The sequence below is a fragment of the Comamonas guangdongensis genome (assembly GCF_041079535.1).
GTDB lineage: Bacteria > Pseudomonadota > Gammaproteobacteria > Burkholderiales > Burkholderiaceae_C > Comamonas > Comamonas guangdongensis.
Genome location: NZ_JBFYGN010000007.1, coordinates 52637 through 67057 on the forward strand (window position 1 = coordinate 52637; position 14421 = coordinate 67057).

The following is a 14421-nucleotide window of genomic DNA, read 5'->3' on the forward strand; positions in this document are numbered from 1 at the left end:
TTCATTACGTTGGCCCCGCGGCGCAAGCTGCGGGGCTTTTTTATGGGGCGCCGGCCAGCGGCCGCTGCAGGCGGCACTCCAATTCGCCTCACAGTACTTGTTCAAAAAAATCAAGCCCCCGGGTCTGGGGCTGCGAGGCGCCAGCCGCTACCATGCGGCCATGGACTCAGCCATCAGCCCCCATCCCCAGATCAACCAGCTGGCCGAGCGCATACGCGCCGCGGCGGCCGACAAGACGCCGCTGCACATACGCGGCGGCGGCAGCAAGGATTTCTATGGCCTGGCCCTGCAGGGCGAACCGCTGGACACGCGCGCGCTCAGCGGCATCGTGAGCTACGAACCCAGCGAGCTGGTCGTGACCGTGTACGCGGGCACGCCGCTGGCCGAGCTCGAAGCCGTGCTGGCCGAAAAAGGCCAGGGCCTGGCCTTCGAGCCGCCGCACTTCGGCGCGCACAGCACCGTGGGCGGTATGGTCGCGGCCGGCCTGTCGGGCCCGGCACGCGCCAGCGTGGGCGCGGTGCGCGACTTCATGCTGGGGCTGGAGATGCTCAACGGCCGCGGCGAGCTGCTGCGCTACGGCGGCCAGGTCATGAAGAACGTGGCCGGCTACGATGTCTCGCGCCTGATGGCCGGCAGCTGGGGCACGCTGGGCCTGCTCACCGAGCTCAGCCTCAAGGTGCTGCCCGCGGCGCCGGCCGAGGCCACGCTGCGCTTTGCCTGCACGCAGCAGCAGGCCCTGCAGTGGCTCAACCAATGGGGCGGCCAGCCCCTGCCGCTGAACGCCAGCTGCTGGCTGCACGCTCCCGGTCAACCCGAAGGCACGCTGTACCTGCGCCTGCGCGGCGCCCGTGCCGCGGTGCAGGCGGCCTGCCAGCGCTTGATGGGCGAGTGCAGCGGCGAGCTGCTGGACAACGCCCTGGCGGCCCCCGACTGGCAGCTGTGCCGCGAACAGGCCCTGCCCTGGTTTGCCGAGCGCGCGCCCGAGCACTGCCTGTGGCGGCTGTCGGTGCCGCAGACGGCGCCGGTGCTGGCCCTGCCCCAGGGCTGTACGGGGCCGTTCATCGAATGGCATGGCGCGCAGCGCTGGGTGCAGGCACCGCGCGACCTGGGCGCGCAGCTGCAGGCCCTGGCCACCTCCGTGGGCGGCTCGGCCACGCTGTTCAGGGCCGAGGGCGCCGCGCAGATCGGCGCCGCTCCGGTGTTTGCGGCCGCCGCAGACTCGGCCCTGGCCGTGCTGCACCAGCGGCTCAAGCAGGCCTTCGACCCTCATGCCATCTTCAATCCGGGCCGCCTGGCCGGTGCCTGGTAGCCCGGTGCCGCGTATGCGCCGCCTGCATCTGCTCACCGACAGGCACCGCACCGGTGCCAGCAACCGCACGCTGGGCCTGCTGCTGGCCTTCAACGCGGGGGCGGTGAATGCGGGCGGCTTTCTGGTCGTGCATTTCTATACCTCGCACATGACAGGCGTGGTCTCGCTGCTGGCCGACAACCTGGTGCTGGGCAATACGGCGCTGGTGCTGGGGGCCCTCGGCACGCTGCTGGCCTTTGTCTGCGGCGCGGCCGTGACGGCGCTGCTGGTCAACTGGGGCCGCCACCGCGGCCTGCGCGGCAGCTATGCACTGCCCCTGCTGCTGGAGGCAGCTCTGATGCTGGTCTTCGGCCTGCTGGGCGCGGCCACGCTGGCCTGGTCCACGCCGTTCACCGTGCCGCTGACCGTGCTGCTGCTGGCCTTCATCATGGGCCTGCAGAACGCCACGGTGACCAAGATGTCGTCCTCCCAGATCCGCACCACGCACATGACGGGCGTAATCACCGACCTGGGCATAGAGCTGGGCCGTGCCATGTACTGGAATCGCCACGGCAGCCCGCCGGAACGCCAGATTCATGCCAACCAGGCCAGGCTGAAGCTGTTCGCGGGCCTGCTGGGCATGTTTCTGCTCGGCGGCGTGGCGGGCGCCGCGGGCTTCAAGCATGTGGGCTTTGTGTTCGTGGTGCCGCTGGCCGTGGTGCTGTGCGTGCTCTCGCTGCCGCCCCTGTGGGCCGACCGCGCGCGCCTGCCGCCGCCGCTGGGGCGCCTGGCCCCTACCCGCTCCGATCCGTAAACCCATAACCGCCCCACCATGCAAACCCAACTCGCTCCCGAATACAGCGCCACGCCCGAGGGCCAGGAGGTCGAAGCCATTTTGCGCAAATGCGTGCACTGCGGCTTCTGCACGGCCACCTGCCCCACCTACCAGCTCCTGGGCGACGAGCTCGACGGCCCGCGCGGCCGCATCTATCTGATCAAGCAGGTGCTCGAGGGGCAGCAGCCCACGCGCGCCACGCAGCAGCATCTGGATCGCTGCCTGACCTGCCGCAACTGCGAATCCACCTGCCCCAGCGGCGTGCAGTACGGCCATCTGGTCGATATCGGCCGCAAGATCGTGGACCAGCAGGTGGAGCGTCCCCTGGGCGAACGCCTGCAGCGCTGGGCGCTCAAGGAAGGCATGAACTCCACGCTGTTCGCCCCCGCGCTCTCGCTGGGACGCGCGGTGCGCGGTCTGCTGCCCGAGGCTCTGGCCAACAAAGTGCCCGCGGCGCAGGAGAGCGGCCCCTGGCCCACGCGCGAGCATGCGCGCAAGGTGCTGCTGCTGGCCGGCTGCGTGCAACCGGCGATGATGCCGCGCATCAACTACGCCACGGCCCGCGTGCTCGACGCCGTGGGCGTGCAGACCGTGATCGCCGAGCAGGCCGGCTGCTGCGGCGCGGTGAAGTTCCACCTCAACGATCAGGAGGGCGGCAAGGCGCAGATGCGCGCCAACATCGATGCCTGGTGGCCGCTGGTCGAAAGCGGGGCCGTGGAGGCCATCGTGATGAATGCCTCGGGCTGCGGCGCCACCGTCAAGGAATACGGCCATCTGCTGCGCCTCGATGCGCAGTACGCCGACAAGGCCGCGCGCATCAGCGCGCTGACCCGCGATCTGAGCGAGCTGCTGCCGGCCATGCTGCCCGAACTGGTGAGCCGGCTCAAGGACCAGATCCAGCTGCCCAAGGCGCCCGTGGCCTACCATCCGCCCTGCACGCTGCAGCACGGCCAGCAGCTGCGCGGCGGCGTGGAAGCGGGCCTGCGCGAGCTGGGCTTCGATGTGCGCGTGGCGCGCACCGAATCGCATCTGTGCTGCGGCTCGGCCGGCACCTATTCGGTGCTGCAGCCCGAGCTCTCGCACCAGCTGCGCGACCGCAAGCTGGCGGCGCTGGACGAGGCCTTTGCGCCCGCCAGACCGGCGGCGATCCTCTCGGCCAATATGGGCTGCATCGTCCATCTGCAGAACGGCACCGAGGTGCCGGTGATGCACTGGGTGGAGCTGCTGGACCGCTCGCTCAGCGCCGCTTGACGCCCCCGCTTGCCACTTCGGTATGCAATGCTGGCATGATAGGGAGTTTTTCCCCCAAGCCCATGGGCTTTGCCATGACTGAAATCGTGTCTGAACCACAAGAACAGAAAGCCCAGCAAGCCGCACCGCAGGCTGAGGCCGAGAACACCGCAACCGAGTCGCAGCCGGGCAAGCGTTCGCGCCGCGGCGGCCGTGGCCGCCAGAACCAGGCCAAGCCGGCCCAGGCGCCGCAGCAGGCCGCACGCCCGCAGCACCCGCTGCTCGAGCAGCTGGCCCAGTGGCATCCGGCGCTGTTTGGCGAGCAGCTGCTGCCCTTCAAGCGCGGCATCTTCGAGGATCTGCTGTCCGCCCATCCCGAGCTGGACCAGAGCGCGCTCAAGACCGCGTTGCAGCAGCACACCCGCTCCGGCCGCTACCTGGTGGCCATGGCCAGCGGCCAGCAGCGCCATGACCTGAGCGGCCAGCCCGTGGAAGCCACGCTGCCCGAGCATGTGCACCACGCGCTGGTCGAGGTCTTCCGCCGCCGCCAGCAGCGCACGCAGGAAGATCTGACGCCCAAGCTGCGCAACCGCATCGTCCAGGCCTACGAGGCCTCGGGCCTGGCGCGCGAGGACTATGCCGAGCGCGTGCGCGGCCGCGACGAGAAAGCCAATGCCCTGGTGGCCGAAGCCCTGGCCGAAGCCGATGCGCGCGCCGCCAAGGACGAGGCGCTGCTGCGCTCCTTCCAGCTCAGCGGCCAGACTTCGGAGCAGGAGTTCGCCGAGATGTACGGCATGAACCCGCACCAGGTGGCCCAGCAGCTGCAGCGCGCACGCCGCCGCCAGCAGTAAATTCAAAAAAATAGCTGCTGGCGCCCACCAAGTGGGCGCCAGCAGCTATCAAAGTTGAAAGTCAGGCCGCGCCGTAGCCCATGACGGCCTTGGTTTCAAGGAAATCGCGGAAGCCGTGCTCGCCCCATTCGCGGCCATTGCCTGACTGCTTGTAGCCGCCGAACGGCGCATTGAAGTCGGGCCCCGCGCCGTTGAGGTGCACCATGCCAGTACGCAGTCGCGCGGCCACGCGGCGCGCACGCTCAAGGCTGGCCGATTGCACATAGCCCGAGAGTCCGTACACCGTGTCGTTGGCCATGCGGATGGCGTCTTCCTCGTCGTCGTAGGGGATCATCACCAGCACGGGACCGAAGATTTCCTCGCGCGCGATGGTCATGTCGTTGCTCACGTCGGCAAACACCGTGGGTTTGACAAAGTAGCCCCGGGCCAGCCCCTCGGGGCGGCCTGTGCCGCCCGCCACCAGGGTCGCGCCCTCTTCAATGCCCTTGCGGATCAGGGCCTGGATCTTGCCCCATTGCGCCTCGCTGACCACGGGGCCCATGTGCATGCCCTCGGCCAGCGCATCGGCCACGGTCGCTGCTGCGGCGACGCTGCGGGCGATCTCCACGGCCTGCCCATGCAGGGCCCGCGGCACGAACATGCGCGTGGGGGCATTGCAGCTCTGGCCCGAGTTCATCAGCACTGCCTGCACGCCCTGGGTCACGGCCTTTTGCAGGTTGGCGTCGTCCAGCACGATGTTGGCGGACTTGCCGCCCAGCTCCTGGGCCACGCGCTTGACGCTGTCGGCCGCGGCCTTGGCCACGGCAATGCCTGCGCGCGTGGAGCCGGTGAAAGTCATCATGTCTATGCCGGGGTGGGAGGACATGGCCTCGCCCACGCCGGGGCCGTCGCCGTTGACGAGGTTGAAGACGCCGGGCGGCACGCCCGCCTCGTGCAGCACCTCGGCCACAAGCAGGGCATTGAGCGGAGCGACTTCCGAGGGCTTGAGCACCATGGTGCAGCCAGCAGCCAGGGCCGGAGCGACCTTGCACATGATCTGGTTGATGGGCCAGTTCCAGGGCGTGATCATGCCGACCACACCCACGGGCTCGTGCACGACGGCTGTGCTGCCCTGCACCTGTTCGAAGGCGAAGTTCTTGAGAACCTCGATGGTGGAGCCCAGATGGGCTACCCCCATGGCGGCCTGCGCCGCCTTGGACAGCCACAGCGGCGCCCCCATCTCCTGCGAGATGGTCTGCACAAAGTCGCCGTAGCGGCGCTGGTAGACCTCCAGCACCTTGGCCAGCAGGGCCAGGCGCTCTTCACGGCTGGTGCGCGAGTAGCTCTCGAAGGCGCGGCGTGCAGCGGCTACGGCCTTGTCCACGTCGGCGGCCGAGCCCATGCTGATGCGGGCGATGGCCTGCTCGCTGGAGGGATTGATGACGTCCAGGCTGCGCGGGCTGACCGGATTCACCCATTGGCCGTCGATATAGAACTGCAGATGGTCTTGCATAAGGCTGTTTCCTTGATATCGAGTCAAAAGAAGAGGTTTGCAATCTGGGCCCGCCGGTGCGTGGCTCGGACGCACCGGCGCGGTGAAAACAAGCTTCAGTTTTTGGGCCGGATGGCGTCTGCCGTACCCTGGATGAAGGCCTTGAGGGACTCCACGTCATCGCCCGACAGCTTGCCCGTGAAGTCCGGCATGCCGCGCGCCATGGCCGGGCCCTTGAAGATGAAGTTGGGCAGGTTCTCGATATAGCTCGCGTCCATATAGCCCAGATTGGGAATGTTGCCGCCACGATCCACGCCCGGCACGCCGTGACAGAAAACACAGTTGGCCACATACAGCATGGTGCCGGCCTCGACCTTGGCGGCATCGTATTTCACGCCCTGCAGCAACTGGCCCGTGCGCTGGGCCACGAAGTCCGGCATCTTGGCCTTTCCGCCCACAACGAAGGTATAGACCGTGCCCGGACCCTGGCGCTCGGTGGCGCGCGCGGCCAGACCGTAGACACCGCCCCAGCCCACGGCCACCGAGACATACTGCTTGCCGTCCACCATATAGGTGCTGGGCGCGGCCACCACGCCGGTGCCCGTGGGCGCTTCCCAGAGTTTCTCGCCGCTGGCCGCGTGATAGGCCACGAGGCGGCCATCGGCCGTGCCCTGGAACACCACATTGCCGGCCGTGGTCAGCGTGCCGCCGTTCCAGGGCGAGACATGCTCCACGCTCCAGGCGGCCTTTTGCGCAACGGGGTCCCAGGCCAGCAGGCGGCCGAAGGGCTGGCTCTTGGGCGGCTCGGCATTGAAGAACTTGGCCGTGTTCCAGCCGGTACCCGACTGGGGCTTGCCCGGTCCGGCCTGGTTGAACTCCCAGTTCTTGTCGTCCATCAGGTTGACGGGCACATTCTGCGCCGGCAGGTACACCAGGCCCGTCTGGGGGTTGAAGGACATGGGGTGCCAGTTGTGCGCGCCATAGGGGCCCGGCACCGCATCATGGGGCTTGCTGCCGTCGCGCGCCGCGGCAATGTTCATGGGCTTGCCGTGCTTGTCGTAGCCGCTGGCCCAGTTCACGGGCACGAAGTTCTTGGCGGAAATGAACTTGCCGTTGGTGCGGTCGAGCACGAAGAAGAAGCCGTTCTTGGGCGCATGCAGTATGACCTTGCGCGGCTTGCCGGCGATCTTGATGTCGGCCAGGATCATGGGCTGGGTGGAGGTGTAGTCCCAGTTGTCGCCCGGCGTTTCCTGGTAGTGCCACTTGTACTTGCCGGTGTCGGGATCCAGGGCCACGATGGAGGCCAGGTACAGGTTGTCGCCGCCCTTGGGGCTGCGCACCTTGTGCGACCAGGGCGAGCCGTTGCCCGTGCCCACATACATGGTGTTGAGCTCGGCATCGAAGGTCATGCTGTCCCACATGGTGCCGCCGCCGCCGGCCTCCCACCATTTGCCGCTGGGGTCCCAGGTCCTGGCGGCGCGCTTCATGGATTCGTCCTCGAAGGGTTTGGACGGATCGCCGGGCACGCTGAACCAGCGCCATTTCTGCTCGCCGGTCTCGGCGTCATAGGCCGTGATATAGCCGCGCACGCCATATTCGGCGCCGCCGTTGCCGATGATGACCTTGCCCTTGAACACGCGCGGCGCGCCGGTGATGGTCAGCGAGCCCTTCTGCCCCTCGAAGGTGTTCTTCTGCCAGACCTCCTTGCCGGTGGCGGCATCGAGCGCGATCAGGCGGCCATCCCATGCGCCCACATAGACCTTGCCCTTCCACAGCGCCACGCCGCGGTTGACGACGTCGCAGCAGCCCTTGAAGCCGGTGCTGCGGTCGATCTGCGGGTCATAGGTCCAGATCCTGTTGCCGGTACGGGTGTCGATGGCGTGCACCACGCTCCACGAGGCGCTGACGTACATGATGCCGTCCACGACGACGGGCGTGGCCTCCACGCCGCGCGTGGATTCGAGGTTGTACGACCATGCCAGGCCCAGGTCCTTGACGTTGGCCGCATTGATCTGGTCGAGTCGGCTGTATCGGGTCTCGGCATAGTCCACGCCGGTGGTGGGCCAGTCGGGCGTCTTGGCGGCATTGGCGCGGATGAAAGCGCCATCGACGCGCTGCACCGCGGCAGCGGCCTGCGCCGCAAGGTCGACCTGTGCGAAAGCCGCCGTGCTCCCCAGACAGGCGGCCAGCACCCAGGCCACGCGGCCCGACCGTCCGAGAGAGTTGTCGATCAACCGTTCCATCGAGGTCTCCTGTTGTGATTTCTATGCTGCAAAGCATGGTGTATCGCCTGTTTTTCTTCACGATCGGGATTTCCCCAGGCCGAAACTGTTCCATTGCGGGACACATTGGTCCCTCCTTCGGACTGCCTGGAAATGACATGAGCTTTGGCGAGCCACGCGCGATGGACGCGCTACAGCAGTGCTTCTCAAGCACCGGGGCGGAGCGGGCCCTGCAGGCTCGCCGCCAGTTCTTCGAGGCCGGCATACGCCCCTCGGGCCTGGTCAGCGAGGCCGTCATCCAGTCCTGGCTGCGCAGCCAGCGCCAGCACCGCAATCGACGGCGGCTGCCGCTGGCTCCCGTCAGTCCCAGTCGGCTGCATGCCACGCAGGAGCGCTGCCGCAGCCTGCTGCTGGCACTGCAGCACGAGCTGCCGACCCTGGAGCAGGCGCTGGCGGGCACCGGCACGCGCGTGATGCTGACCGACGGCAAGGGCATCGTGCTCCATGTCTCCCCGGCATCCATGCGGCCCCGCGACGAGCGGGTCGGCCTGAACATGTCCGAGCAGGCCATGGGCACGACCGCACCGGGCATCGTCGCTGCCACCGGCCAGGCCTGCACCGTCAGCAACGGCGAGCACTATTTCGACGAGCTGCACGCCTTCCGCTGCGCAGCAGCACCCATACGCGACGTGCATGGCCGCCTGGCCGGGGTGCTCAATCTGATGGTGGAGAACCAGCATTTCAGTTTCGACGCCAGCCCCGTGGTCGGCATGTATGCCATGACCATCGAAAACACCTTGCTGCAGGCGCAGTCGCACGAGCATCTGGTGCTGCGCTTTCAGGTGACACCAGCCCTGCTGCACACGCCGCTGCAAGCGCTGCTGGGCGTGGCCGCCGATGGCCGCGTCGCCTGGATGAACGCCACCGCCGCCCAGCTCATCGGCCAGCCCGGGCATGGTGCGTGCAGCGCGCAGGAGCTGCTGGGCCATGATCTGCCGCGCTTGCTGCAGCTGAGCGGCCGGCCCGCCCCCGCACCGCTGCGCCTGGCCAGCGGCCTGGGCGTCTGGATGCAGGCACATCTGCAAACCTCGCACGGCCTTGGCACACACCTGGACACCAGCGCCGCGGAAGACGAGGCCAGCCCCGTCGCCACCGAGGCAACGGCCGTCGCCGAGGCGCAACCCATGGCGACGCTGCGCGAGCACAGCGCGCAGCTGATCAAGGAAACGCTGGACCACCATGGCGGCAATGTCTCCCAGGCCGCGCGCGCCCTGGGCATCTCGCGCGGTACGCTGTACCGCCGCCTGCGTGGCGGTCGCGATGAGGGTTGCTGACCTCATTCCCGACCCATGGCGCAAGACTCTTTTGCGTTCGCCCAGGGTTACGCCCCGCCCCGCACGGCCCCACAATCCTGGCCGCGCTGCACCGGCCTGCAGCCAAGGAGCGTGTATGTGGTTGGGTTTGTCGCTGTTTTATGTGGGTGCGGTGCTGTTTCTCAACGGCCTGTGGATGCTGGGCAAGATTGCCGATAAGGAAATCTGGGTCATCAATATCTTCACCGGGGTGGTGTCGCTATGCATTGGCCTGGCCAGCATCTTCGGCCCGGCGGCCGACGCGGCATCGGTCAAGAGCGGCGCGCTGACCCTGCTGTTCGCCTTCACCTATCTCTGGGTGGCTTTCAATCGCTTCAGCGGCGCCGATGGCCGCGGCCTGGGCTGGTTCAGCCTGTTCGTGGCCATCACCGCCGTTCCCGTCGCCCTGGATACGCTGACCAGCGCCAGCTCGGGGCTGGACTGGTGGATGGGCGTCAACTGGGCCGCCTGGGCCGTGCTCTGGGCCCTGTTCTTCGCCCTGCTGGCCCTCAGAAAGAGCATTGAACGCCCCACGGGCTGGCTGTGCATCGCACAGGGAGTGCTCACGGGCTGGGTGCCCGGATACCTGATCCTGGCCGGCAAGCTCCTGTAACCCGGCCAGCGCTCAGCTGCGGCGCGGCTCCCGCAGGATGCTCTGGTGTCGCTGCGGGCTACTTTCTCGGGATTCTGCCCAAGGTCGCCAGCAAGGCCGCGCCCATGATGAGTGTGCCACCGGCCAGCGTGCGCACCGCGAGCGCCTCATGGGCGATGAGCACGGAGGAGACGCTGGCAAACACCACTTCGCTGAGCATGACCACCGAGGTCACGCCCGAAGGCAGATGGGCGGCACCGAATTGCAGGGCCCAGTTGCCCAGCATCAGCAGCACGGCCAGGCCCAGCGCCACCAGGGCCCAGCCGCCATCCAAGGCCGGAAAGCCCGGCACCACGCCCAGGCTGCTGGCGGTCAAGGCGGTCAGCAGGCCCATGCTCATGCAGCCGGCAAACATGGCCAGCATGCGGGCCTGGGCCGGGATGCCTTGAAAGCGGCGCAGCAGCACATTGGTCAGTGCAAACATAAAGCCGCCAAACACGGCCAGCGCATCGGCCAGGGTCTGGCCGGCAAACAGCCCGGAGAGCGACGCATCAGTGGGCAGCAAGACCAGCACCACACCGCCAAAGGCCAGCAACAGGCGCAGCAGCGCCATGGGCGTGGGCTTTTCGCCCAGCAACTTCCAGGCCAGCAGCACCGCCCAGGCCGGCATGAGATAGAACAGCAGGATGACGCGCACCACGTCGCCCACGGTCACGGCCCAGTTGAAGGCCACGTTGTTCAGGCCCGAACTGGCCGCCAGCAGCAAGAGCACCGGGTATTGCCAGGCCTGCTTGAGGCTGGCGGGGCGCAGCACCAGCAGCCCGGCCAGCACCAGTGCGTACATCGATGCCGTGGCCCACAGCGGGTGCAGGCCGGCCTCATGCATGAGGCGAAACGGCCACCATGACAAACCCCAGATCAGGGCATTGAGCAGCAGTGCAAATACGGGCAGTGGACTATGCATAAAAAAGGCTTCTAGCACTTGATTTAAAAGCGCTAGAAGCTATTGATTTTGCAGTGAACGGGTTTGGTCGCCGCAGGAGTTCAATGGCAGCAGTCGCGGCGTGCGATTTCCAGCAGCCGCTCCACCTCGCGCGGATGGCGCTTGCAGTTATGCCTGTGCCACATGCCGATCAGCAGCATGGCTGCTGCCACGATCAGGCCGAACACGGTGATGGCGCCAAAAGCCGTCAGCCCCATCTTGGTGGACAGGCTGTAGAACGCGCCCATGGCCAGAATGGCCAGTTGCTCGTTGAAGTTCTGCACGGCGATGGAGCGGCCCGCGCCCATGAGGTTGTGGCCGCGGTGCTGCAGCAAAGCGTTCATGGGCACGACCAGGAAGCCGCCCAGGCCGCCGAGCAGGATCAGGAAAGGCACGGCCACCCACAGGCTGTTGATGAAGATCATGCAGACCACCAGCAGGCCCATGCCCACGCCCAGCGGAATCACGCTGGTGGCCGTGTCCAGCCGCATGCGTATGGAAGCCACCACCGCGCCCACGGCCGTGCCTATGGCGACCACGCCCACCAGCGCCGACGCCTGGGTGGTGCTGTAGCCCAGAGCCGCCGCGCCCCAGGCCAGCACGATGTAGCGCAGATTGCCCGAGGCTCCCCAGAACAGCGTGGTGGTGGACAGCGAAATCTGGCCCAGCTTGTCCGCCCACAGGCGCTTGCTGCACTGCCAGAAGTCGGGCAACAGGCCCAGAATATTGCTCAGCAGGCTTTTTTCGGGATCCTGGCGCAGCGGGCGCATGGCCACGCCGGTGAGCGGAATATGCAGATTGAACCAGGCCGCCAGCACGTAGATGAGGATGAGCACGGCGATCGCCGCCTCGGCCGGCGTGTCTATGCCGGTATCGAAGTACGGGAAGTCCAGCGCCAGCAGATGGTCGGAAATCGTCGGCCCGACCAGCTGGCCGCCCACCAGCACGCCCAGGATGATGGAGGTGATGGTCAGCCCCTCGATCCAGCCATTGGCCTTGACCAGCTGGGACGCGGGCAGCAGCTCGGTGAGGATGCCGTACTTGGCCGGCGAGTAGGCGGCGGCCCCCAGGCCTATGACCGCATAGGCCACCAGGGGATGGTTGCCGAACAGCATCATCAGGCAGCCCACCACCTTGATGGCATTGCTGATGAGCATGACCCGCCCCTTGGGCAAGGCGTCCGCGAAGGCTCCCACGAATGGCGCCAGGACCACATAGAACAGGGCAAACATGGGCACCAGTGCGGCACGCTGCCACTCGGGAGCGCCATTGGCACGCAACAGCTCTACAGCGGTCACAAACAAGGCATTGTCTGCCAGCGAGCTGAAAAACTGCGCTGACATGATGGTGTAGAAACCGCGCTTCATGAATTGGCTGAAAGCGGCACCGGGCGGCCCGATGCCAAGGAAATAAGAGACCCTGTGGCAGGTAACTGGTGGTTATATCACGCAGGCCCTGGCTGTCAGTGCCAGAATCCCGTAGGTCTGACTGAGAGAAACCATGCCCCGTCCCATCACCGCCATCATCCATCCTGCAGCCGTTCGCCACAATCTGGAGCGGGTGCGGCAAGCCGTCCCCGATGCCAAATTGTGGTCCGTGGTCAAAGCCAACGCTTACGGCCACGGTATCGAAAACGTGTTCGAGGGACTGCGCGCGACGGACGGCTTTGCCATGCTGGACCTGGACGAGGCCCAGCGCGTGCGCGCCCTGGGCTGGCGCGGACCGATTCTGCTGCTCGAGGGCGTGTTCGAGCCGCGCGACCTGGAACTGTGCTCGCGGCTGTCGATCTGGCACGCCGTGCACTGCAGCGAGCAGATCGACTGGCTGGCGGCCCACAAGACCCAGGTCGGCCACCGCGTGTTTCTCAAGATGAACAGCGGCATGAACCGCCTGGGCTTCACGCCCGAACGCTTCCGGGCGGCCTATGCGCGCCTCAATGCCCTGCCCCAGGTGGACGAGATCTCCTTCATGACCCACTTCAGCGATGCCGATGTGGAGCATGGCCTGGACCGGCAGCTGGCCGTCTTCCACCAGACCACCCAGGACCTGCCCGGCGAGCGCAGCATAGGCAACAGCGCCGCCACCCTGCTGCGCGGCACGGACGCACAGGTGCGCTGCGACTGGGTGCGCCCCGGCATCGTGCTCTACGGCAGCTCGCCCGACTTCCCCGCTCACGATATCGCCCACTGGGACCTGCAGCCCACGATGACGCTGCGCAGCAAGATCATTGGCACGCAGGAGCTGCACGCGGGCGATACCGTGGGCTATGGCTCGCTGTTCCAGGCCGAGGGCGTGATGCGCCTGGGCGTGGTGGCCTGCGGCTATGCCGACGGCTACCCCCGCCACTGCCCCACGGGCACCCCGGTGCTGGTGGACGGCCAGCGCACACGCAGCCTGGGCCGCGTCAGCATGGACATGATGGCCGTGGACCTGAGCCACCTGCCCCAGGCGGGCCTGGGCAGCGAGGTCACGCTCTGGGGGCGCGCCAGCAACGGCACCGTGCTGCCCGTCGACGAGGTGGCGGCCGCGGCCGGCACCCTGGGCTATGAGCTGATGTGCGCCGTGGCGCCGCGCGTGGCCAAGGTCGTCGACGGCGCGGAGAAATAAGCCCGGATCAGAACGCGTGGGACATGCCCACGCCGAACGAGCTGCTGGGGCTCTTGTTTTCGGGCCGCTGCTGGCCCAGACCCGCGTACAGCGTGGTGCGCCTGGACACAGCGTAGTCGGCGCCCAGCGAATAGAACATATGGGTGTTGCTGTTCAGGCGCTGATGGCCCAGGCCCGCCTTGAGCGTGACCGACCCATCGAGCTTGTGCGTGGCGCCCAGGGCCAGCACGCGGGAGCGGCCCTGGTCCTGGGCCCTGCGGCTGTCGTCGTAGGAACTCATCAGCGTGGTAGCGCCGAAGCGGTATTTGACGGCCGCGAACGAGGCGCGGTCGCCGCTGCCGTTGCGGTCGAAGGCCAGCATGGCGGCCGCGGCCCCCTGCGCATATTCGAGCGAGGCCGCATAGGGCTTGCCGCCGCCCGGGCCCTGGGTGCGCTCGGGCGAGCCGCTCAGATGCAGGGTGAAGCCCGCGAGATTGGGCGCGTCATAGAAGATGCCGTTGGGCGTGCGGCCGAACTCCGGCGCGCCGTTGTTGCTGGCGCGGTCCGTGGGTACGTAATAGAACCACTGATACCAGGCAGACGAGGACACGCGGTTCATATGACCCCAGGGATCGAACTTCCAGTCGTGCGCCCATAGCGCCGACAGGGCCCGGCCCAGCCGCACCTGGCCCCAGCCGCCCTTGAGGCCGACCGTGGATTCGCCATGCCAGAACGGCTTTTGTCCATAGCCTTCGCCCAGACCCGTATCCAGCTCCAGCCGGTGGCTGAGGCGGAACGTGGCCTGCAGCCCGCCGCCCAGATCCTCCGCCCCGGAGAAGCTGATGCTGCTGCGCTGTATCGTGCCCAGCTGCGCCGTGCCCTGGAAGTCGCGGTAGATGCCGAGATCGAGGAAACCGCTGATCTGCACCTGAGAAGGCTGGGCCCATGCCGGGCCCAGAGCAGCCGTGGCCAGCAGCAGCGCTGCCGAGCCCTGGGAGAAACGCGTCAAAAA

The 14421-nt window shown here is 67.3% G+C and carries 12 protein-coding genes; 7 read left to right on the plus strand and 5 right to left on the minus strand.

Features of this window, described 5'->3' with window-relative positions; translation table 11 throughout:
* The first annotated feature begins 160 nt into the window (after positions 1–160).
* The 4 genes from glcE (at position 161) to AB6724_RS07985 (ending at position 4204) form a co-directional block, all read left to right on the plus strand.
* Positions 161–1309, plus strand: a complete 1149-nt coding sequence (glcE, locus tag AB6724_RS07970) for a glycolate oxidase subunit GlcE (RefSeq protein ID WP_369337980.1) — start codon at positions 161–163, stop codon at positions 1307–1309.
* A 13-nt stretch (positions 1310–1322) separates the two neighbouring features.
* Positions 1323–2102 carry a YoaK family protein gene (locus AB6724_RS07975; RefSeq protein WP_369337981.1) on the plus strand — a complete coding sequence of 260 codons (780 nt, stop codon included), beginning with the start codon at positions 1323–1325 and terminating at the stop codon, positions 2100–2102.
* 18 nt (positions 2103–2120) lie between these two features.
* Positions 2121–3374, plus strand: a complete 1254-nt coding sequence (glcF, locus tag AB6724_RS07980; protein WP_369337982.1) for a glycolate oxidase subunit GlcF — start codon at positions 2121–2123, stop codon at positions 3372–3374.
* 74 nt (positions 3375–3448) lie between these two features.
* Positions 3449–4204, plus strand: a complete 756-nt coding sequence (locus tag AB6724_RS07985; protein WP_369337983.1) for a ProQ/FinO family protein — start codon at positions 3449–3451, stop codon at positions 4202–4204.
* 61 nt (positions 4205–4265) lie between these two features.
* On the opposite strand, the gene AB6724_RS07990 is transcribed toward AB6724_RS07985, so the two are convergent.
* Both AB6724_RS07990 and AB6724_RS07995 read right to left on the minus strand, forming a co-directional pair.
* Positions 4266–5696 (minus strand): aldehyde dehydrogenase family protein, encoded by a 1431-nt coding sequence (locus tag AB6724_RS07990; protein WP_369337984.1) that lies wholly within the window; start codon positions 5694–5696, stop codon positions 4266–4268.
* Between the two features lie 95 nt (positions 5697–5791).
* Positions 5792–7918, minus strand: coding sequence for a PQQ-dependent dehydrogenase, methanol/ethanol family (locus AB6724_RS07995; RefSeq protein WP_369337985.1), 2127 nt, complete (start codon positions 7916–7918; stop codon positions 5792–5794).
* A gap of 161 nt (positions 7919–8079) precedes the next feature.
* Here AB6724_RS07995 and AB6724_RS08000 point away from each other — a divergent pair, with 161 nt between their 5' ends.
* A complete protein-coding gene (locus AB6724_RS08000) occupies positions 8080–9231 on the plus strand; it encodes a helix-turn-helix domain-containing protein (protein WP_369338128.1) in 1152 nt (383 codons plus the stop codon).
* A 115-nt stretch (positions 9232–9346) separates the two neighbouring features.
* Complete coding sequence (locus AB6724_RS08005; RefSeq protein WP_003059656.1) at positions 9347–9862, plus strand: AmiS/UreI family transporter; 516 nt, start codon at positions 9347–9349, stop codon at positions 9860–9862.
* Between the two features lie 58 nt (positions 9863–9920).
* Here the strand turns inward: AB6724_RS08005 and AB6724_RS08010 are convergent, their stop codons facing one another.
* Together AB6724_RS08010 and lplT are read right to left on the minus strand one after the other, a co-directional pair.
* Entirely contained in the window at positions 9921–10805 is an 885-nt protein-coding gene (locus AB6724_RS08010) for a DMT family transporter (protein WP_369337986.1), read from the minus strand.
* Between the two features lie 80 nt (positions 10806–10885).
* Positions 10886–12190 carry a lysophospholipid transporter LplT gene (lplT, locus tag AB6724_RS08015; protein ID WP_369337987.1) on the minus strand — a complete coding sequence of 435 codons (1305 nt, stop codon included), beginning with the start codon at positions 12188–12190 and terminating at the stop codon, positions 10886–10888.
* A gap of 133 nt (positions 12191–12323) precedes the next feature.
* Here lplT and alr point away from each other — a divergent pair, with 133 nt between their 5' ends.
* Positions 12324–13430, plus strand: coding sequence for an alanine racemase (alr, locus tag AB6724_RS08020; protein WP_369337988.1), 1107 nt, complete (start codon positions 12324–12326; stop codon positions 13428–13430).
* Positions 13431–13437: 7 nt separating this feature from the next.
* Here alr and AB6724_RS08025 read toward each other — a convergent pair whose 3' ends face one another.
* Entirely contained in the window at positions 13438–14418 is a 981-nt protein-coding gene (locus tag AB6724_RS08025; protein WP_369337989.1) for a porin, read from the minus strand.
* Between the last annotated feature and the right edge of the window lie 3 nt (positions 14419–14421).

Coding starts and splice junctions, on each gene's coding strand:
- glcE (WP_369337980.1), top strand. CDS start 161: ATGGACTCAGCCATCAGCCCCCATCCCCAGATCAACCAGCTGGCCGAG.
- AB6724_RS07975 (WP_369337981.1), top strand. CDS start 1,323: ATGCGCCGCCTGCATCTGCTCACCGACAGGCACCGCACCGGTGCCAGC.
- glcF (WP_369337982.1), top strand. CDS start 2,121: ATGCAAACCCAACTCGCTCCCGAATACAGCGCCACGCCCGAGGGCCAG.
- AB6724_RS07985 (WP_369337983.1), top strand. CDS start 3,449: ATGACTGAAATCGTGTCTGAACCACAAGAACAGAAAGCCCAGCAAGCC.
- AB6724_RS07990 (WP_369337984.1), bottom strand. CDS start 5,696: ATGCAAGACCATCTGCAGTTCTATATCGACGGCCAATGGGTGAATCCG.
- AB6724_RS07995 (WP_369337985.1), bottom strand. CDS start 7,918: ATGGAACGGTTGATCGACAACTCTCTCGGACGGTCGGGCCGCGTGGCC.
- AB6724_RS08000 (WP_369338128.1), top strand. CDS start 8,080: ATGGACGCGCTACAGCAGTGCTTCTCAAGCACCGGGGCGGAGCGGGCC.
- AB6724_RS08005 (WP_003059656.1), top strand. CDS start 9,347: ATGTGGTTGGGTTTGTCGCTGTTTTATGTGGGTGCGGTGCTGTTTCTC.
- AB6724_RS08010 (WP_369337986.1), bottom strand. CDS start 10,805: ATGCATAGTCCACTGCCCGTATTTGCACTGCTGCTCAATGCCCTGATC.
- lplT (WP_369337987.1), bottom strand. CDS start 12,190: ATGAAGCGCGGTTTCTACACCATCATGTCAGCGCAGTTTTTCAGCTCG.
- alr (WP_369337988.1), top strand. CDS start 12,324: ATGCCCCGTCCCATCACCGCCATCATCCATCCTGCAGCCGTTCGCCAC.